The following is a 19303-nucleotide window of genomic DNA, read 5'->3' as shown; positions in this document are numbered from 1 at the left end:
GAATATCCGATGACGGAGCGCGGATCGATTTGGTGATTGCAATGTGATGCGGTCTTGGCGATGTTGATGGGGCTTTATGGAAATGCTCCTAATCTTGCTGCTTGGTGGTGCCGTCGCCTATTCGTGGACACGGATCGATAGGCTCGAACGGCAAGTTATCGATCTGTACGAATGGCGATACGGCGGCGATCAGTCCGTCGAAAGCAGCGCGGCCGAACCGGCAGCTGCACCGATTGCGCCCGAACCAGAGAATCCCGTTCTGCAACCAATCGCCGCTAAGAAAATCGTCGAACCATCGGTGCAGTCCGAGGAACTCATCGCACCGAAAGAAGAAGTGGCATCTGAGCCAGCTCCTGATCCAGAGAATACGCACGAGACCGAGCCCGAAGCAGAGCCCGAAGCAGAGCCCGAAGTCATGGGCGAGCCTCTGACCGCACCGCCAACTGGGCCGGCGATCGCAGCATCAACGCCGGATACAGAGCCCCAGGAGGTTGGTCATGACGATGCAACCGAACATCAATCGCACACTGGCTTCTCATTCGATTTCGAAGATATTTTTGGTCGGCGTTTGCCGATTTGGGGCGGCGGTTTCGCCCTTGCGATAGCCGGGATCTTCCTCGTCCGCTTCTCTATCGAAGCAGGCTTGTTAACCCCAACCGTGCGCGTGGCGATGAGCTTTGTCTTCGGCGTTGCTCTCTTGATCGGTGCAGAGACCGCGTTCCGCTTTGAAGGGCGATTGCGGGATCCCCGCGTTCGTCAAGCTTTAGCCGGGGCCGGTTTAGCCACGCTTTATGGGGCCTTTTACCTTGCCGGAACGGGGTATGGTTTGATCGGTTCTGGGCCTGCCTTTGTAGGGTTGGCGGTTGTAACTGCATTGGCGATTGGCCTGTCTTTCCGATTTGGTTTGCCGAGCGCGGTGATCGGACTTGTCGGTGGTTTTGCCGCGCCGATGTTGGTCGATAGCGACAGCGCGAATGTGCCGCTTCTGTCTTTCTATTTGGCGCTGATCACCGGCGGACTTGCTTGGACCGGGAAGGTTCAAGGGCGCAAATGGCTGGGCTATATGGCGTTGACCGCGGGTCTATGTTGGGGCGGGTTGATGATGTTCGCGGGGGTTTCCAACGCTTCCGATTTCGCCGCATTGGGCCTCTATTTGGTGATCCTCGGAACTTTGTTGCCTGCCTTGTTGAATGGCAAAGATGGCCCGGGTTTACCGATCCTTGCGGCCGGTTCCGTCGCCACGTTGCAAGTGGCCGCTTTGGTCAGCTCCGCTGGCTTTGACCCTTTGACATGGGGGCTATATCTTCTGATCGGAGCGGCGCTGTCGGCGTTGGGCTGGCGGCATTTGGCCTTGCGTTTGGGTGCATTTATCGCCGCAGGATTGGGGCTTTGGCTGTTGCTCATCTGGCCCGACCCCAACGCCCAATTCTTCGCCGTAATCGCAGTCAGTTTCCTTGCGATTTTTGTAGGCCTGCCGCTGACCTACCAAGGTTTGGACCGGGCCAATGTGCTCGACTGTGTGCAATTGGCGGTTGTGCCCTTCATCCTTGGCGTTGTTCTCTACGTCCAATTCGGCAGTTGGGGCGCTCTACGCAGTGAGCCCATATTGGCCGCGTGCCTGGCGGGTCTATCTGCATTACCAGTGATCGGTTTTGCCATGATGTGGCGCCGCGATGAAGAATTGGAAACGCGCAAATCGTTGGGATTAATCATCTCTGGCGCGGCTTTAGCCTTTGCCGCCTTGTTGTTGTTGACGCCTGCTTGGATTGCTCCGGTGATGGCCACAATCGTCGCTGCGCCTATTCTGTGGTGCAACTGGCGACGCGAAGTGGTGTCAGTAACCATTGCCGCATGGGCAAGCGCGGCAACCGTGATCATCGCCCTTTTGGTCACCCCCGATTTTGCGAATGAGATCACTCAGATCGGCGATGCTCATGTGGCGATCGATATGGCAAGAGCCGCGCTTCGGTGGGCCGCTGCTGCCTTGCCATTCGTGTGCTTGGCTTTGATCTCTAGGTCCGCTGCTGGCATCGGCGTTGCCGAAGCGTTCGCCGTGGCCTTAATATATGCCGCGATTGCCCAAATCGTGCCCAGTGCTGCGCTCGCATGGATCGCGGCAATCGGCGCGATCGGCTTGTTCATTGGGCAATCTGCGCGGATCTCTGCTTGGACCACAGCGTCGGTCATTGCGGGGCTTTGGGCATTCTTGCCTATGGCGACTTGGGGCACCACCGGTCTCATGGCAGTGTTGGGAGAGCCGTTCCTCTTAGAGGGCGCGATCACCCCAATGGATCTCGCCTTACGGGTACTGCCGATTGGGGCGTGCTTGGCCGTGTTTTACGCCAAAGGGCAAGGTCGCCGCGTGGAGTTCATCTCAAGCATGCTGGCATTCCTGATCATTCTGACGGTCGCCATGGTGCACAGCCTCTACAAGCAAGCATTTAGCATCGCGACGCTTTTCGAATTTGAACATTACGCAATGGGCGAAAGAACGGTGTGGCAAGCCGCTTTGTTGCTGGTCGCCTATGGCGTTTGGCAGGGGTCCATTGCTCAATCGCTGCGCCGTCCGGTGGCATCTGTGATCTTAGCAGCATCCCTCGCGCATTTTGTTTGGTTCACTTTGGTCCTGCACAATCCGCTATTTTCGGTTCAGCACGTTGGCCCGACTCCGGTCGCAAACTGGCTTTCGCTTGCATATGCCGTGGCGCTCGGCGCGCTTTGGCTGGCGCAAATCATATGGGCCGATGCGCATCCTTTGTTCCGTCGCGCTTTGGACGCGGTTCGCATGGCATTGATTGCACTGCTTGGCCTGTCTTTGCTACGCCATGTCTTTGCAGGATCGGTTTTGACGGCAGGCTCAATCAGTCAAACAGAAAGCTTGCTCATATCGTTGTTGGGTATTCTCCTTGCGCTGGGATATTTATGGTGGGGGTCATGGCGCGACCAACGCAGCTGGAGGATCGGGTCTTTGGTTTTGATGCTCGCCGCGGTGGTCAAAGTGTTCTTGATCGACGCAGCCGGGCTCGAAGGTTTGCTTAGAATTGCAAGCTTCATGGCTCTGGGCTTTAGCTTGATTGGCATTGGGTGGGTCTATTCACGGCAACTTTACAACCGGAATGCCGCCCAAAGCTAGCCATCCCTGCATGGAGCTGAAAAGGCGGTTCATAGTGCTCTTCGAAAGCGGGCCAAGAACATCGGTTGCAGGTCTTCTTGAGGGTGGATCTCTATGTTAATCTCTCGCGACAACAGCAGACTGCGCCGACCACGAAACACCGGCTGCACGCATCACATGGGAATTGGGTATGAAAACTAGGGCTGCCGTCGCCTTTGAAGCCAAAAGGCCGCTGGAAATCGTGGAACTCGACCTAGAGGGTCCGCGCCCTGGCGAAGTTTTGGTCGAAATCATGGCAACCGGCATCTGCCATACAGATGCCTACACGTTGGACGGTTTGGATAGCGAAGGGATTTTCCCCAGCGTCCTTGGCCATGAAGGTGCAGGCATTGTGCGTGAGGTCGGCGCGGGTGTGACCAGCGTCGCACCTGATGATCATGTCATCCCGCTATACACCCCAGAATGCCGTCAGTGCAAAATGTGCCTATCGGGCAAAACCAACCTCTGCAGCGCCATTCGCAATACGCAGGGGCAAGGTTTGATGCCGGATGGCACATCCCGGATGAGCTACAAAGGCGAAGCCATTTTTCATTACATGGGATGTTCGACGTTTTCGAATTTCGTTGTCCTTCCCGAAATCGCAGTCGCGAAAATTCGCACCGACGCGCCCTTCAAATCGGCCTGTTACGTGGGATGTGGCGTCACCACCGGTGTGGGCGCGGTGGTCAACACCGCCAAAGTGCAACCGGGCGATACGGTGGTGGTCTTTGGCCTTGGCGGCATCGGTTTGAATGTCATTCAAGGCGCGCGGATGGCCGGCGCAGACCGCATCGTTGGCGTCGATATCAACCCATCGAAACGTGAATGGGGCGAGAAATTCGGCATGACCGATTTTGTGAACCCCAAAGAAACCGTCGACGTCGTCGCCCATTTGGTTGAATTGTTGGATGGCGGGGCGGACTACACGTTCGATTGCACCGGCAACACTGACGTCATGCGTCAGGCGCTGGAATCGTGTCACAAAGGGTGGGGAACCTCGATTATTATCGGCGTTGCCGAAGCGGGCAAGGAAATCGCGACCCGTCCCTTTCAATTGGTAACGGGCCGAAATTGGCGCGGCACCGCATTCGGCGGTGCAAAGGGGCGCACCGATGTTCCCAAGATTGTCGATTGGTACATGAATGGCAAAATCGCGATTGACCCGATGATCACGCACGTTCTCAAACTCGAAGAAATCAACAAAGGATTTGATCTGATGCATTCTGGTGAGAGCATCCGCTCCGTCGTGGTGTTTTGATGGAGGACACTCACCCGAGCGCGATCAATCTGGCGGAAAAGTTCGCTCTGTTTTCCGACCATTGGGCCCCGCGTCTGGCCGCGCGATACAACGGCAATGAAATCCGATTGGCGAAAGTTGAAGGGGAGTTTCACTGGCACCATCACACCGACACCGATGAATTGTTCATAGTAATCGACGGCGAATTGGAGATGGAATTTCGCACTCGCTCTGTTCGGCTTTCGCCCGGTGAAATGATCGTGGTTCCCAAAGGGTTGGAGCATCGCCCCTGCGCGAGAAAAGGCGAAGTGAAATTGTTGATTATGGATGCCGACGGCACGCCCAACACTGGCGATGCGGCAACCGCATTTGAACCGGAGGAGATTTGATCGCATGAATGACCCAAGGTTCCATCCACCGGCGGGCGGTTTGGTCCCGCATATGGGCATCACATTGATCGACGAAGGCGCCGGGTGGTTGGAGGCGAAGATGCCCATCGAACAACATCATCTTCGATCCGGCGCCAATGCATTGCACGCGGCCAGCATGATCGCATTGGCCGATAGCGTGTGCGGCTTTGCCGCAGGTCAAGCCCTGCCCGATGGGGCCAAAGGCTACACCACCATAGAGCTCAAATCGAATTTTCTAGGTTCGGCAAGCGACGGGACATTGATCGGGCGGTCAGAGGCGGACCATCTGGGCCGCACCACCCAAGTTTGGACATCAACGGTCACACATCAAGAAACAAGGCGAAAGCTGGCGCTTTTCCGCTGCACTCAAATGATCCTCTATTGAACCGGGCTATTCGACAGATTCGATCAATCTGTGAACATGCGCGCGCAATTCTTTTGGGTAATCCTGTGCGATCGACGACGCTTCTTGCGGACCGTAAAACCGGGTCATCACCGATTCCGACGCGGCAAAATACTGAATCGCCGACATTAAGAGATAAATCCGCGAGAATTTTTCAGAGAATGAAAGTTGTTCAAACGATTGGATCGCGCCCAGTGCATCGACCATTTCATCGAGGCAGGTTTTGAGAAACCATTCGCTTGGCAGGGCGTCGCGCCTTTGATCATCTAAAAGTTCACGCATCAAAACTTTCGTGTCGAGCGGATTGTCACGCGCGGCAATATAGAGGTTCGCTATCATGCGCTCGAATTGTTCAGCCGGTGTACGGTCCCGATCATTTCGATTGCGAAGCGCCGCAAGCAAACGCACCGAAATACCTTTTAGAACGGCGCTGTAGAGATCTTCTTTGCGCTTAAAATGATACAACAACGCCTGTTTGGTCAATCCAACTTCACCGGCGATCTGCGCAATGCTGGCCCCGTAGAAACCCCGATCGGCAAACTGGCTGTGCGCCGCTGCCAACAGTTTTTCACGCGTGTCATCCTGCGAAGGTTTTGATTTTTCCTGCCCCATCACTGTTCGATACTGCAAAATTTTCCATTGAAAAAGCCAAGCGGCGAAATCCGGCCATCTAATGCACTGTAAATGCGCAACCCAGCGACCTCACCAAAGATCATAGTGTGATCGCCAACCAAGTGGTCTGAGTGCTTCTGACATTCAAAATGGCCCAACGCCCCTGCGACAACAGGTAGGCCTTGCGCGCTCTGCGTAAAATCCAATTCGCGCAATTGCGTGTCGCCGCGCGCGGCATAGCGTGTTGCGAGCTCGGCCTGATCTTGGGCGAGGATGCTAACAGCGAATCGATCGGCACGCGCATAAACATCGAATTGGCTCGACGAGTTTTGAAGGCTCCAACAGACCACCATTGGATCAAGCGAAACAGAAACAAACGAATTCACCGTCATAGCGGCGATCGCATCCTTGCCCGAGTTAACCGACACAACACACACGCCGGTCGCGAACAAACCCATCAGGCGCCGAAACTCGGCGGCCGCATCGGCTTGATCGGGCACAGCGCTGGGCGCTTGTGTGTCGTGAACGTCGCGCAAGGGATACTCCAAAAGATGGACGCAGGAATTGAGCAAGTAACAGGGTCAGTACCCTGAGCGTGTGAGAGGGCCCGTTCGGCCAACCGGATTGAATTGTCAATGAAACGCGCCATCGCCAACTCTATGGCGATTAACGAATTCGGTGTTTATTCGGGTCGCGGCTCTGCCCCTTCCCACGATCCGCCCAACGCCAAATTGAGCGCGACCCATTGTTCAATTCTAGCCCGGCGAATAGTCACCAAATTGCGTTCGGCGGCAAACAACCTTTGTTGGATATTGAGCACGTCGATCAGATCGACTTCACCTTCGGCATATTGCAATTGCGTTAGGGCATAAGCGGTGCCCGATTGTTCGGCAGCGCTTTCAAGGATCAATTCACGCGCGGCCAAAACCTGCACCTGATCCAAATTGTCTTCGGCATCGCGCAAAGCCGACAGTGCTGTGCTGGCATATGTTGCAATAGCCGCGCGTTTGTTGGCATCGGCTTCCGCTTCCTGCGCGCCGCGCAAGCCACCATCGAAAATCGGTTGCAAGACATTGCCCGCGATCGACCAAAGCAGACTTGGCCCGTTCAAAATATTGAACAAGTCCGTTGACGTGCCGCCACCGGACGCAGTCAACGAAACCAGCGGCAATTGCGCGGCTTTCGTTTGGTCCAAATTTGCGAACGCGGCGGCTACGCGTCTTTCCGCGGCCACGACATCGGGCCGTCTTTCCAACAAATCGGACGGAAGGCCTGCAGGCGGCGGCGGCGGCGTTTCCGGCAATCGAGCCGCCAACGCGATTTGATCGGCAGGATATCGGCCCAACAACACTTCGAGCGCCCGACGCGATGAGCGGGCCGCCACTTGCGCCTGAGCCAAATTATCGCGCGCCGATTCAAGATCTGAGCCTGCAATCGCAGTGTCTTGGCGAGAAGCGAAGCCTTCGCGATACCGCACCCGAACGATACGATCGATTTCTGCCAATGCTTCAACAGTGCGGCGGGCCACGCCCACTTGTTCACGCGCTTCGATGGATGAAAAATACGCCGACGCTACCGCCTGAGCTAGGGCGTATTGTGCAAATCGGAAATCCGCTTCGATCGCCTGCGCGCTGGCATAGGCGACGTTGCGCCCGGCTCGAACGCGACCCCATAAGTCCGCTTCCCACTGCGCCTGAGCGGTTAGGGTGTAGACCGGATCGGTGACCGCGAACGGTTGCGGGGAATCGGTCTGATCGACATTGGCCACGCCGCTGACCTGCGGAAAGAAGGCTGAGCGTGCTTGACGCGTTATCGCGCGAGACGCGTCAACGCTTGCCTCAACCGCGCGGATATCCGGATTGTTGGCCTGCGCTTCTAAGACCAATGCGTTGAGCACCGGGTCGCCGACGGCCTCGATCCATCCAACTTGCACGTCGCCCGACGCCGCGCCATCCACCACCCACGTTTCGGGCAATTCGGGGATGCTGGCCGCCGCTGCTTCGGCGATGTCTGCATCCGTGCTGAGCGTGGCGCATCCGCTCAGACAAAGCGCAGCAGCAGCCAAGAGGGCCAAAGGGGGAAAATCGCCAATTCTCATGCCGTCTCCCCCTGTGCCGTTTCTTCCATGCCAATGCGAAACACCGCAGCGTACACAACCGGCACCACAACCAATGTCAGCGCGGTCGCAAAACTAAGACCAAACACCAAGACAACCGCCATGGATTGGAAAAATGCATCGAAAAAGAGCGGAATGACGCCTAACACGGTCGTCCCCGACCCCAGCAATACCGGCCTAACCCGGCTGGCCGCGCTGTCCACCAAGGCGTCATAACGGGGCTTGCCCTCGCGTATTTCCAGATCGATCTGATCCACCAACACGATCGCGTTTTTGATCAACAATCCCGCAAGCGACAAGACCCCTAGGATCGCCATAAATTCAAACGGAACGCCCATCACGATCAATCCGAATACGACTCCAAACAGCGACAGAGGCACAACCGACCAAATGACCAAAGGTTGGCGCAACGCATTGAACAAGAAAATTACCACAAGGATCATCGCGCCGAACCCGAAAGGGATGGCTCCAGCCAATTGGCCATTCGCTTCAGAGCTGCTGCCGGATTCGCCATCCCATACAAGTGAATAACCCGGCGGCAACTCAATCGCTTCGACCAATGGTTCCACGCGAGCCTGTAAATCGCCGGCCAACACACCGGGCGCCGGATCAGCCTGCGCCTTGATCGACCAGACATTGTCGGTGCGGCGCAATCGACTGTCACGCCAAACGGTTGCGATGCCATCGGTGACCTGTTCAATCGGAACAGCCGCGCCCGTCGGCGAAATAACAAGGATCGATCCCATATTAGCGACGCCTTGCCGTTCGTTCTCCGGCGCGCGCGACATTATCGGGATCAAATCGTCATTCTCACGATAGACACCAACCTGTTGCCCCGAATAATTGCGCGCCAAGGCGGCTCCAACATCGGATCGGCTAACCCCGGAAAGCCTGCCTTTCACCTCTGAATAGACCGGTTCAATCGTTGGAACAGGCTGCCGCCAATTGTCTTTGACCGCAATCGCACCGCCATCTTCACGGAAAGCCGCCTGCGCTTGCAATGCGAGGGAGCGCAAAACCTCAGGATTGGGTCCAGAGAATGTGGCCTCGACCTTTGACCCGCCGCCCGGGCCCAAAACAAACCGCCACACCTTTCCCTGCGCTTGGGTGTAATTGTCGTCGATATGCGCTTGGACCTGAGGGATCAGCGTATCGAGCCGACCGTAATCATCCAGTTTGACCAGCAATTGTCCATAGGCCGGGTTCGAGCTCTCGAATTGATAAGTCAACATATAGCGAAGCGTGCCCCGCCCAACGAGAGTGTGGACATGCTCCACCCCTTCCAATGTGGACACATATTCTTGAAGCGCGCGCATATCCGCATCGGTCGCCGCGATATCCGTGCCTTCCGGCATCCAATAATCGACCACCATTTGGGGCGTGGTCGATGCCGGGAAAAAGCCCGGTGTCACAAAGAAGAAGCCGGCGGCCGATGCCGCAAACAAAGCGGCAGCTCCGCCGATTGTCGCATATCGTTTGGCCACAAGTTGCCCGACCAACCGCTTGAAAGCGGACATAGCGCGGCCTTCGGATTGCTCATCAATCGATGCGTCACCCTCTCTGCATTGATCCTCGACCGATTTGAAAAGGATCGAGCATAGAAACGGCGTCAACGTGATCGCGAAAACCCAACTGTACAAAAGCGATATCAAAATCACCCAGAACAGGTCGCCGGTGAATTCCGCAACTTCACCGGGCGCCAATCCAATCGGCGCAAAAGCCAAAATGCCGACGATCGTGCCGCCCAACAATGGCCACATCGAACGTCTCACCACATCGCTGGCGATATCGACGATCTTTCGCCCGCGTTGACACCCGGTAAGGATGCCGTCTGTCACAACAATAGCGTTGTCGACCAACATGCCCAACGCGATGATCAATGCGCCAAGCGAAATCCGGTGCATCGGGATGTCGCCCATATACATCGTGCCCAATGTCGCCGCGATTGTGAGGACAAGGCCAATCCCAATCACAAGACCCGATTTAAAGCCCATGAAGACAAACAACGTGCCGATCACAATCGCCAAAGCGATGATCACATTGACGACAAAGTCGGACACCGATTGATTAACAACTTTGCCCTGATTGTAGAATTCATGGAGGACCATGCCCGACGGTTTTTCCGCCTCCAATTCGATCAATCGCGCAGCGAGCGCGCGCTCAACCGCAACCACATTCGATCCCGAAACCGCTGCGATCCCCATCACCAATGCCGGTTCGCCGTCATAATAGGTTAGAAATTCGGCGGGTTCGCGCAATCCGCGGGACACTTGCGCAATGTCGCGCAATTGCGCGACGCGCCCTTCGCCCGACGTCACCAGCAAGTTTGAGATCGCTTCGACGGAATCGATATCGCCGCTTGGGGAGATCACCAATCGTTGGCCACCAACCTCAACTGTTCCTCCGGCAACCACGGCGTTTTGTGTGGAGAGTTGATCAAAGATCGCATTGACCGTTGTACCCAATGCCGCCGCGTTTTGGCGCGTGATCTCTACATAGATCACCTCATCTTGTTCACCGGCCAAGTTGATCTTGCCGACGCCGGGTACGGCCAGCAATTCTTGACGCAGGGTCTTGGCGTATGTCCGCAGCTCCGCCATCGAATAACCATCGCCGGTCAACACATAATAGATGCCAAACACGTCGCCGAATTCATCGAAAACCTGACTGGTCCCGGCGCCCGGCGGCAATTCGGCGGCGGCATCGCGGACCTTGTTGCGCAATTTGGTCCAAATGATCTGCAATTCTTCGCGCGTTGCGGATTCTTCAAATTTTATCTCAACCGAGATTTCCGAAAAGCCCGATGATGACACCGATCGGATCTCTTTTACCTCGGCCATATCCTGCAGCGCCTCTTCGAGAGGCGCGGACACTTCGCGCGCAACCTCTTCGGGGCTGCCGCCGGGATAGGGCGTGAAGATCTGCGCTTGCCGAATGGTGAATTCCGGGTCTTCGAAACGCGGCATGTTGCTGTACGCCAACCAGCCCGCCAACAAAGACAACAGGATCACCAACCACATCACCAAGCGGTTGCGAATTGAATAGGCCGCGATATCGATCACGTGCCCTGTTCCTCTTGCCAATACCGTTGGTTACCGCGTGCAATCATTCTTGCCATGTGCGCACACGATCCCCGGCCTGAAGATACGCCCCACCGGCAGCAACAATAGTATCGCCAATTTCCAACCCGTCCACCACGACCAAGGTTTCGCCGACGCCATCGGCAAGTTGAACATCGCGCCGTTCCAAAACCCGATCAGTCCCGGTTACGATCCACACATACCGTTGATCCTCTTGCGTCATCACGGCCGCAAGAGGGACGGCCACACCGACTTCTGCTTCGTCGGTCGCAATATCCTCTGTTTCAAAGAACAACGTCGCGGTCATACCCGTCAACACGACGAGTTCATCGGGCGGCTCAAAACCAAAATGCGCCTCGAACGTCTGTGTCGAGCTGTCTGCTTGCCCCACCGCTTCGCGAAAAGTCGCTGAGAAGCGCTGACCGGGGGCCGCGTCCAATTCAACTTCGACGTTGAAATAGCGGGTGCGATTGGAATTCAAAACAAAGCTTGCCGGCACATTCACAACCGCTTCGACGGCGCGGCTTTGCAACACCAAGACCGATTGTTGGGGCGCCACATTTTGGAATTGTTCCACATTGGCCCGGCCAACGCCGCCGCTAAAAGGCGCTCGAAGCACGGTGTCCGATAGGTTCTTTCGCGCCGTGTCGAGCGTCGCCTGAGCCACTTGCAATTGCGCTTCGCGATTTTCTACGACGCTGCGCGAAATGGCGTCTTCTTCGATCAATCTTAAAGCGCGCTGATACTCGCTTTCGGCGTTTGTATACTGCGCCTCTGCTTGCGCCAACGCCGCTTGGAAACTGCGCGAATCCAGACTTGCGATAACATCGCCGCGTTGAAAGCGCGCTCCGTCGATGACGTTCCATTCGGTAATTTGCCCACCAACTTGGAATGCCAAATCGGTGTTGCGAACCGAACGGACCACGGCGGGCAAACTGTTCGACGCTTGGCTTGACGCCCGTTCCAACGTCAAAAGCTTGGCCGGACGTGGCGGAGCCGGACCTTGTTCTTGCGGCGCGATATCGCACGCAGCCAAAGCCAACCCAGCTAGAAACATGGTGGCAAAGCGGGCAACCCGCTTATTCATCAATCCGTCTCGTGGAGAATTCACCGCAATCCCCTGAAGTCAATCAATTTACGCTTTGGATCGTCACACCGTATCCCGTCTACGACGGGTCATTCCTTGACATAGGCGGTCGCGTCCGATTCGGCAAAATTTGTGCATCCCACCCAATAATCGGGCACCGATGTCGCGATTGTACGTTAAGGCAGCAATAGACCGAAACAATGGACCAGGTGCGCCCCTCAAAATGATCAATAGAGTTAGTGAAGCCCTCAAAGACTTCCTGAAACAGGAAAGCGCGGGTGGGATCGTCTTGATCGTTGCCGCAGGATTGGCGTTGATCATCGCCAACACGCCGCTGGCCTCGGTGTATTTTGGAACGCTGGAGACGAAACTGAACGTCTCCTTTGGCGATTTTTCGATCAACAAAGCGCTTTTGCTTTGGATCAATGATGGCCTGATGGCGATATTCTTCTTTCTAATCGGGCTGGAGGTTAAGCGCGAAATCATAAGCGGCCAATTATCCACCATGGACAAAGCGTCTTTGCCATTGGCCGCCGCTGTGGGCGGCATGGCGATACCGGCGCTGATTTATGTGGGATTCAACTACAATTCGCCCGAAAGTATCGGTGGATGGGCCATCCCAGCGGCCACCGATATCGCCTTTGCACTGGGCATTTTGTCCTTGCTTGGTCCGCGTGTTCCGGTTGCGATGAAGGCGTTGTTGTTGGCCATCGCCGTGATTGACGACATCGGCGCGATCACCGTCATCGCTTTGTTTTACACCGGCGAAATCAAAGTGGACATGCTAATCGGTGGTGGTATCTCGCTCGCCTTGCTGTTTGCCTTGGGTCGGATGCGGGTTTCTTCGACGATCCCTTATGTTCTTTTGACTGTGATCATGTGGGTGTTCGTTTTGAAATCGGGCGTTCACGCAACTTTGGCTGGCGTGACCGCCGCGATGATGGTGCCCATGGTGGCCCGCGATGGCTCTCGCATGCTGGAACATATGGAACATGGCCTGCACAGATGGGTCGCTTTTGTCATCATCCCGATATTTGGTTTTGCCAATGCGGGGGTGACATTGATTGGATTGTCGCCTGCCGATTTGTTGCAACCGTTGCCGTTGGGCATTGCGTTGGGTCTGTTGATTGGCAAACAGGTCGGGATCGTTGGGTTCGCTTGGCTGGCTGTGAAATCCGGCCTTGCCCAACTGCCCGAAGGAGTAGGCTGGCGGAAGATCCACGGGCTTTCCATGCTCGCCGCCATCGGTTTCACGATGAGCCTATTTATCGGCAATCTCGCCTTCGATGATCCCGCTCAAGTGGACGCGGTCAAACTGGGCGTGTTGTCGGGATCGCTGGTGGCAGCCATTGCCGGGTTCTTCCTGCTCAAATCGGCCTTGCCCGATAATGCGGAGCAAGACACAAGTACGGGTAAGAATTAGCGGCATCGCAACCCGCATCATCAATCGAGGAACTCAATCCATGCCAACATCCGGGCACCCCGTCACACGCAGCATCCGGGTCAACGGCATTAGCCTCACCTATTACGAATGGCGCGCAAAGCCAGGCAATCAGGAACCGCCAATCGTCTTTGCGCATGCCACCGGATTTCATGGCCGTGTGTTTGATGCGATTGCAGAACAATTCCCGGATCGGCGCGTCCTATCACTTGACCTTAGAGGGCATGGCCGCACAGAGGGCGAGCCCATCGACAATTGGCGAGTTATCTCCGACGATGTGAACGGATTCATTGATCAATTGCGCATCCGCCGTGCAGTGGGTGTCGGCCATTCGATGGGCGCACACACATTGGTTCAATCCGCGTCAGAGCGACCGGACGCTTTCAGCCGTTTGGTTTTGTTTGACCCCGTCATCTTAGCGCCAGAATTCTATCAGCAAGACGCCGCACTGTTCACATCCGACGCTCCGCATCCAGCGATCCGGCGCAAGCGCGACTTTGCCTCTCTCGAAGCCATGATGGAGCGGTTTGGCCCGCGCGATCCGTATTCGATTTTCGACCGGCGTGTCTTTGAAGATTACTGCCGGTTTGGCCTGACCGAACAACCAAATGGCGGATATGTTTTGGCCTGTTCACCAGAAATGGAAGCCAGCGTCTACGGATCTAGCCGCAGCAATATCGGCATCCATGAAGCAGCAACCAAGGTTCACGTGCCTACGATTGTTGTGCGGGCAAAACAAACCGGCATCACCGATTTTAAGGGGTCACCCACATGGCCCAAATTGGCGGCCTTGCTCCCGAACGGGGTGGACCTTGATCGTCCCGACAGGACGCACTTTCACCCGTTCGAAGACCCCATTGATGCGGCTTGCATCATCACAGAAGCGATGGCCCAGTAAGGCGCAATTCAAACCGTGTTGGCGGCGTGCAGTAGATCCGAGAAATCATCGCGGACTTGAGTCAATTCGGCGACAGAGGTGCGCCGCATATTGCGCATGATCGTAGTGGCTAAACCGCCGTAAAATTGCACCATAGCCGCGTGAAGCGGATTGTCCGGCGATACGCTGCGCGCCAGCCATAGGGCGATACCATGCGCGCGCGCCAACGGTTCGGTTGGTGTCCGATCGGGCTCTCGATCCAATACCAACAATCCCTGAGACAGAGCGGAAACGGCCTCTTCCAGACAGATAATTGTCAAGTTCTCGCACGATGACGCCTCAATCCGAGCGTCAAGATCAACCCGGCGATATGCGGCCTCTGCCGCTTTTGAAAACATGCCCATCCTAATTGGACCCGTTCCATGCATCTATCTGCTGTTGCAGGAAGCTTAGCGTGGATTGTGATGTGGAAATCCGCGATTCCGCCGCAACCAGATCGCGCGTCAATCGCGACCGCAGTGTTTCTTGTTGTTCGGCAATACGGGTCAATCGCTCATCGTTGTTTTCAATCAACGCCTCGTAGCGAACCAACGATCCGCCAAGTGAGCCGGGATCGGTGCGAAGCGAATTATCCCGCGCGAGATTGTCCATCGTGGCGAAAACGCCAAATGCCCCCGTTGTAAACATCGCAGCCGCACCATCCGGGCTGGCATCCAAAGTTGCAGTGAGCCGCTCTGTATCCAACTCAAACGTGCCATCACGATTGAGCGATAAGCCCAGATCCCCAAGCGTAGAGGGCTCGCCCTCTTCGACATTCGGCATCACTGTCTCGCTGGTCAAACGGCTGAGATCGCGCTTCAATTCGCGCGTGCCGGGATCGTTGCCCAATGTTCCGCCTAGAGCTGCGCCCTCCGCGTTCAACACCCCGACCAAGTCGTTCAACGCGGCGGTAAAGTCGCTCATCACGCTGGTAATGGCCGAACTGTCATTGGCAAAAGTGACCGTGGTGGGTGACCCGATGTTGGTCGCGCTAAGGTCAAGGACGATGCCTTCGGGCAGTCCTGTGACAGTGTTGCTCGCGCTGTTCATTGGGACGGTGTCGAGTTCAAACAAGGCATCTTGCGCGGTTTGGCGTAACTCACCTGCATCGGTGGCGGGTTGCCAGGAAAGGTAAGACAAATCGCCCGGCGTCGAAGTTGGTACAGCGGCGCTGCTTTCGCCTTCAATGGTGAACCCATTGCTGGCGCCTTGCTGACCTTTGATCACAAGCTGTGCGCCGCCTGATCCGTTGGCGACATAGGCGTCAAGCGCGCCTCCGCTGGCGGAATTGATTTTGCCCGCCAATGTTTCAAGCGTGTCGATATCGCTCACATCAATCTCAAGCGGGGTCTGGCTGGTGTCTTCGGTGAAACCTGCCCCATCGACCGCGCCGAAACGGATGCGAAACGTCCCTTCCCCGACGGTGTCGTCCACGGCGCCAAAATCTTGCGAGACGAGGGTTTGACTGTCGGCAAGTTGGCTGACTTCCAATTCGTAGGTGCCGGTTGGCGTCAGACCGGGAGTGGTGGAAACTTCTGCGATAAAAGGATCACCGATCGTCGCGCGCGGGGCCAGATCGCCGGTGCGGATGCGATCGCCCAACGCGCTGGCCAAATTGGTCAACGAATTGCGCAGGACCGATGCGGCCGAAATCCGCGCCTCCAACGCTTCGTTGCGCGATTGCAGGTTTTCACGCTGGAATGAAAATGACGCATCGGACAGGTCGTTGGCAAGTTGGACAAAGTCCACACCGCTGCCCGCGCCAAATGCGGAAATGATAGAAGAGCCAGGATTTTCCATAGGCCGCAGAACGGCCATTGCGCACAGTGTTTAAGCGGCGCGATCCAGTTTTCCATCCGCGTCAAAACGCAATTCCTCAGGCACGTCGACCGTCGGCTTGTTGGGTTTCTCTCCCCTTTCTAGCGACAGGACAAACGCGACCAGCGACGCAATAGCGATATACAATTCTTCGCGAACCATCTGGTTCGCCCGTGTGGTGAAGTAAATGGCGCGGGCCAATTGCGGATAATGCAGCACGGGCAGGCCTTGTTCGCTTGCCATTTCGCGCATCGCCATCGCCGTTTCGCCGCGCCCTTTGGCCAAGACAATGGGGGCAGGAGCTAGGTTCGGATCATAGGTCATGGCAACGGCAAAATGCATGGGGTTTACCACCAGGAATTGCGCGTCTTTCATCGCCGGCCCGACACTGCCTCTGGCAAGGTCGCGTTGACGTTGGCGCCGGGCCATTTTCATTTCCGGCGACCCTTCGGCTTGTTTGTTCTCGTTCTTCAAATCCTCATGGCTCATCTTCAACCGCTTGTTTTGTTGAAACCGTTGGAGCGGATAATCGATCGCCGCGATGATCAAGAGGCCAACGACCAAAAGCCCGACCAATGTACCCGCGCTGTCCCAAGCAAACGACAATTGCGCCTCTAACGATCCACGTCCCAGACCCAACAATCCCACCAGATTTTTCGACACCCAATACCAAGCGATGGATCCCATCAATCCCAGTTTGAGGATCGATTTCCCCAATTCAATCACCCCTTGGATGCCGAATATACGTTTCAATCCAGATATAGGGTTGATGCGCGACCCTTTGGGTTTGAGGTTTTGCGGCACAAAGCGCCCCTCGCCCAACAACATTTGCGACCCCACGGTGATGGCAATGACCGCCAATCCAATCGCAAAAATCGGCGGCAACAAGGCGCCGGCCGCCTCTGCAAAACGCGTTCCGGGGGTGAATTCGTCCAAGGTGTGAAAATCAAATTGGAAATTGGACCGAGCGACGCCCTTGATGCTGCTTAGAAGCCAGGGGCCAACCATGACCAATGTGAATGTGCCTGTCGCCATTGCGGCTGCGGTTGCGACCTCCTTTGATCGCAGCACGTCGCCCTTTTTCGCCGCATCGCTTTTGCGTTTTGGCGTTGGATCAAACCGCTTTTCCCCGGGGGTTTCCTCGCTCAAATCACACCTGCCACCGGCTCAAGCAACGCGGCCGATTGTTCAAGTGTCGTCGACAACAAGGCGACGAATTGTTCCACCACGATGGGCATTACAATGATTAGCGCCGCAATCCCGGCCAAAACGCCCGCCGGTAGACCAAGCGCGAACAGATTTAGCGCCGGCGCAGAGCGAGAGATGGTGCCGGTCACGACCTGAACCATCAACAAAACCAACACAACCGGAAGCGCGATCGCCGCGGCCGTTGCAAACCCATATCCGGCAAAGACGACCACATCGCGCGCATGAAGATCGCCCACAGCAAAGGAACCAGCGGGCAATATTCGATAGCTTTCGACGACAAGTTCAAACCACAACAAATGCCCGCCAATAGCGTAGAACAACAAGGTCAGGATCAAACCGAAATAGGTACCCAGCGCGCCGGATTGGGCACCGCTTGCCGGATCAATCGACGTGGCAATCGCGAGGCCCATCGTCCCCGCGATCTGTTCCGCAGCGATAAGCGGAACGGCAAAGGCCACCTGAAGAATAAATCCAAGCGCCGCGCCAATCACAACCTCTTGGACGATTGCCAAGACGGCCGCAAAACTCATCATATCGGGCAACGGAGCTAGCGGGATCCAATTCGCCACAAAAACGGCAAAGATCAAAGCCAGCAGGGCCCGCAATTGCGCTGGGACCGCCATACCGCCCACCATGGGGGCCGCCAAAAGCGCCGCACCGCATCGGATGGAAAGGAACAAGATTTGCCACAATTGTTCCTCCAGCCCGCCAAAGCCGAGATCGAGGATGGTCATCGCCGCGCGTCCTCGTCAGACCGAGATCTGGCCAATTTGCGCAAATATCTCGCGCAGAAAATCGCCCAACAACGCCATCATCGTTCCGCCCAAAATCACAAAAACAAGAGCGGTGACGGCCAGTTTGGGGACAAAGGTCAATGTTTGCTCATTCACCGATGTTGCGGCCTGAATAATCCCAACCAACAGTCCCACCGCCAAAGCAGAGCATAGAACCGGCCCAACGATGAGCGCGGTGACCCACAAAGTTTGATCCGCCAATGCCAGCAATTGTGCATCATGTTGCATATCGTGCCCCCTCGATCTTACGCGAAGCTCATGGCGAGGCTGCCCATCAGCAGCGCCCAACCATCGACAAGGACAAACAACAGAAGTTTGAACGGCAGCGAGATAATCGTCGGTGACAGCATCATCATGCCAAGGCTCATCAAGACGCTGGCCACGACCAAATCGATGACAAGGAATGGCAGGAACAGCATGAAGCCGATCTGAAACGCGGTTTCCAATTCGCTGGTCACGAATGATGGCAGGAGAATGGAAAATGGGATCTGCGATGGATCTTCGAATTGATCGACACCGGCAATATCGGCGAACATGATCAGATTGGCTTCGCGCGTTTGCGCCAGCATAAACGCATGGAACGCATCGCCCGCGCTGGCGATGGCGGCATCCGCGCTCATCATTCCGGCGGAATAGGGTTCAATCGCCAAAACGTTCACCGCATCCAATGTCGGCGCCATCACAAATAGGGAAAGAAACAAGGACAATCCGACCAGCACCTGGGTTGGGGGCGATCCTTGCAGGCCCAAAGCTTGACGCAGGATGGAGAGCACAATCAGAATCCGCAGAAAACTGCTCATCATCAACACGATTGCCGGCAAAATCGTGAGCAAGCTCATGACCAGCAAGAGTTGAATGGAGAAACTCAACGGTGCGCCTTCGCCCGCCCCTTGATCGCCCAATGCGCGTTCGATCGCGCTGCCCACGCCAACCGCGTCCGCAGGCGTCGCCATCGCCGGGGCGGCCATTGCAAACATGGTTAACGCGAACGCACCTGTTGCGGCTGTGATAAAGAACGCGCGCATCGTT

Annotated in this window: 17 protein-coding genes; 6 read left to right on the top strand and 11 right to left on the bottom strand. The window is 56.1% G+C overall.

The genetic code is table 11. The features are described from left to right. Window positions 1-76 precede the first annotated feature (76 nt). The 4 genes from BQ8290_RS11055 to BQ8290_RS11040 all read left to right on the top strand — a co-directional run bounded on the left by BQ8290_RS11055 (window position 77) and on the right by BQ8290_RS11040 (window position 5183). Entirely contained in the window at window positions 77-3133 is a 3057-nt protein-coding gene (locus tag BQ8290_RS11055) for a DUF2339 domain-containing protein (protein ID WP_108790175.1), read from the top strand. Between the two features lie 169 nt (window positions 3134-3302). Then, a complete protein-coding gene (locus tag BQ8290_RS11050) occupies window positions 3303-4409 on the top strand; it encodes an S-(hydroxymethyl)glutathione dehydrogenase/class III alcohol dehydrogenase (protein ID WP_108790172.1) in 1107 nt (368 codons plus the stop codon). Further along, window positions 4409-4777 (top strand): cupin domain-containing protein, encoded by a 369-nt coding sequence (locus BQ8290_RS11045; RefSeq protein ID WP_108790170.1) that lies wholly within the window; start codon window positions 4409-4411, stop codon window positions 4775-4777. The genes BQ8290_RS11050 and BQ8290_RS11045 overlap by 1 nt, the downstream gene beginning before the upstream one ends. 4 nt (window positions 4778-4781) lie before the next feature. Continuing rightward, window positions 4782-5183 carry a PaaI family thioesterase gene (locus BQ8290_RS11040; protein ID WP_337661332.1) on the top strand — a complete coding sequence of 134 codons (402 nt, stop codon included), beginning with the start codon at window positions 4782-4784 and terminating at the stop codon, window positions 5181-5183. Window positions 5184-5189: 6 nt separating this feature from the next. Here BQ8290_RS11040 and BQ8290_RS11035 read toward each other — a convergent pair whose 3' ends face one another. The 5 genes from BQ8290_RS11035 to BQ8290_RS11015 all read right to left on the bottom strand — a co-directional run bounded on the left by BQ8290_RS11035 (window position 5190) and on the right by BQ8290_RS11015 (window position 12096). After that, a complete protein-coding gene (locus tag BQ8290_RS11035; protein ID WP_108790164.1) occupies window positions 5190-5813 on the bottom strand; it encodes a TetR family transcriptional regulator in 624 nt (207 codons plus the stop codon). Then, a complete protein-coding gene (locus BQ8290_RS11030; RefSeq protein WP_108790161.1) occupies window positions 5813-6349 on the bottom strand; it encodes a flavin reductase in 537 nt (178 codons plus the stop codon). The genes BQ8290_RS11035 and BQ8290_RS11030 overlap by 1 nt, the downstream gene beginning before the upstream one ends. A gap of 146 nt (window positions 6350-6495) precedes the next feature. After that, window positions 6496-7911, bottom strand: coding sequence for an efflux transporter outer membrane subunit (locus BQ8290_RS11025; RefSeq protein WP_108790158.1), 1416 nt, complete (start codon window positions 7909-7911; stop codon window positions 6496-6498). After that, the gene (locus BQ8290_RS11020; protein ID WP_337661331.1) at window positions 7908-10991 is read right to left on the bottom strand and encodes an efflux RND transporter permease subunit; all 3084 of its coding nucleotides are present in this window, start codon (window positions 10989-10991) and stop codon (window positions 7908-7910) included. The genes BQ8290_RS11025 and BQ8290_RS11020 overlap by 4 nt, the downstream gene beginning before the upstream one ends. Before the next feature lie 43 nt (window positions 10992-11034). After that, entirely contained in the window at window positions 11035-12096 is a 1062-nt protein-coding gene (locus tag BQ8290_RS11015) for an efflux RND transporter periplasmic adaptor subunit (RefSeq protein ID WP_108790156.1), read from the bottom strand. Window positions 12097-12319: 223 nt separating this feature from the next. Here BQ8290_RS11015 and nhaA point away from each other — a divergent pair, with 223 nt between their 5' ends. After that, entirely contained in the window at window positions 12320-13519 is a 1200-nt protein-coding gene (gene nhaA, locus BQ8290_RS11010; protein ID WP_108792319.1) for a Na+/H+ antiporter NhaA, read from the top strand. A 40-nt stretch (window positions 13520-13559) separates the two neighbouring features. Beyond that, window positions 13560-14435, top strand: a complete 876-nt coding sequence (locus BQ8290_RS11005) for an alpha/beta fold hydrolase (RefSeq protein ID WP_108790153.1) — start codon at window positions 13560-13562, stop codon at window positions 14433-14435. Window positions 14436-14443: 8 nt separating this feature from the next. Here BQ8290_RS11005 and BQ8290_RS11000 read toward each other — a convergent pair whose 3' ends face one another. Genes BQ8290_RS11000 through fliP form a run of 6 tightly spaced genes read right to left on the bottom strand, consistent with a single transcriptional unit; the run spans window position 14444 to window position 19299 of the window. Further along, window positions 14444-14818: a hypothetical protein gene (locus BQ8290_RS11000; RefSeq protein ID WP_108790150.1), complete on the bottom strand. Its 375-nt coding sequence runs from the start codon at window positions 14816-14818 to the stop codon at window positions 14444-14446. Between the two features lies 1 nt (window position 14819). Then, a complete protein-coding gene (gene fliD / locus BQ8290_RS10995) occupies window positions 14820-16271 on the bottom strand; it encodes a flagellar filament capping protein FliD (protein WP_108790148.1) in 1452 nt (483 codons plus the stop codon). A 12-nt stretch (window positions 16272-16283) separates the two neighbouring features. Next, window positions 16284-17420: an EscU/YscU/HrcU family type III secretion system export apparatus switch protein gene (locus BQ8290_RS10990; RefSeq protein ID WP_108790145.1), complete on the bottom strand. Its 1137-nt coding sequence runs from the start codon at window positions 17418-17420 to the stop codon at window positions 16284-16286. Next, window positions 17417-18214 (bottom strand): flagellar biosynthetic protein FliR, encoded by a 798-nt coding sequence (locus BQ8290_RS10985; RefSeq protein ID WP_108790142.1) that lies wholly within the window; start codon window positions 18212-18214, stop codon window positions 17417-17419. The genes BQ8290_RS10990 and BQ8290_RS10985 overlap by 4 nt, the downstream gene beginning before the upstream one ends. A gap of 15 nt (window positions 18215-18229) precedes the next feature. Beyond that, window positions 18230-18502, bottom strand: coding sequence for a flagellar biosynthetic protein FliQ (locus BQ8290_RS10980; RefSeq protein WP_108790140.1), 273 nt, complete (start codon window positions 18500-18502; stop codon window positions 18230-18232). 17 nt (window positions 18503-18519) lie between these two features. Then, window positions 18520-19299 (bottom strand): flagellar type III secretion system pore protein FliP, encoded by a 780-nt coding sequence (gene fliP, locus BQ8290_RS10975; protein ID WP_443112321.1) that lies wholly within the window; start codon window positions 19297-19299, stop codon window positions 18520-18522. Between the last annotated feature and the right edge of the window lie 4 nt (window positions 19300-19303).

The organism is Erythrobacter sp. Alg231-14, from assembly GCF_900149685.1.
Classification (GTDB): Bacteria; Pseudomonadota; Alphaproteobacteria; order Sphingomonadales; family Sphingomonadaceae; genus Erythrobacter.
This window is presented reverse-complemented; position numbering and strand designations above follow the sequence as displayed.

Coding starts and splice junctions, on each gene's coding strand:
- BQ8290_RS11055 (WP_108790175.1), top strand. CDS start 77: ATGGAAATGCTCCTAATCTTGCTGCTTGGTGGTGCCGTCGCCTATTCG.
- BQ8290_RS11050 (WP_108790172.1), top strand. CDS start 3,303: ATGAAAACTAGGGCTGCCGTCGCCTTTGAAGCCAAAAGGCCGCTGGAA.
- BQ8290_RS11045 (WP_108790170.1), top strand. CDS start 4,409: ATGGAGGACACTCACCCGAGCGCGATCAATCTGGCGGAAAAGTTCGCT.
- BQ8290_RS11040 (WP_337661332.1), top strand. CDS start 4,782: ATGAATGACCCAAGGTTCCATCCACCGGCGGGCGGTTTGGTCCCGCAT.
- BQ8290_RS11035 (WP_108790164.1), bottom strand. CDS start 5,813: ATGGGGCAGGAAAAATCAAAACCTTCGCAGGATGACACGCGTGAAAAA.
- BQ8290_RS11025 (WP_108790158.1), bottom strand. CDS start 7,911: ATGAGAATTGGCGATTTTCCCCCTTTGGCCCTCTTGGCTGCTGCTGCG.
- BQ8290_RS11015 (WP_108790156.1), bottom strand. CDS start 12,096: ATGAATAAGCGGGTTGCCCGCTTTGCCACCATGTTTCTAGCTGGGTTG.
- nhaA (WP_108792319.1), top strand. CDS start 12,320: ATGATCAATAGAGTTAGTGAAGCCCTCAAAGACTTCCTGAAACAGGAA.
- BQ8290_RS11005 (WP_108790153.1), top strand. CDS start 13,560: ATGCCAACATCCGGGCACCCCGTCACACGCAGCATCCGGGTCAACGGC.
- BQ8290_RS11000 (WP_108790150.1), bottom strand. CDS start 14,818: ATGGGCATGTTTTCAAAAGCGGCAGAGGCCGCATATCGCCGGGTTGAT.
- fliD (WP_108790148.1), bottom strand. CDS start 16,271: ATGGCCGTTCTGCGGCCTATGGAAAATCCTGGCTCTTCTATCATTTCC.
- BQ8290_RS10985 (WP_108790142.1), bottom strand. CDS start 18,214: ATGACCATCCTCGATCTCGGCTTTGGCGGGCTGGAGGAACAATTGTGG.
- BQ8290_RS10980 (WP_108790140.1), bottom strand. CDS start 18,502: ATGCAACATGATGCACAATTGCTGGCATTGGCGGATCAAACTTTGTGG.
- fliP (WP_443112321.1), bottom strand. CDS start 19,299: ATGCGCGCGTTCTTTATCACAGCCGCAACAGGTGCGTTCGCGTTAACC.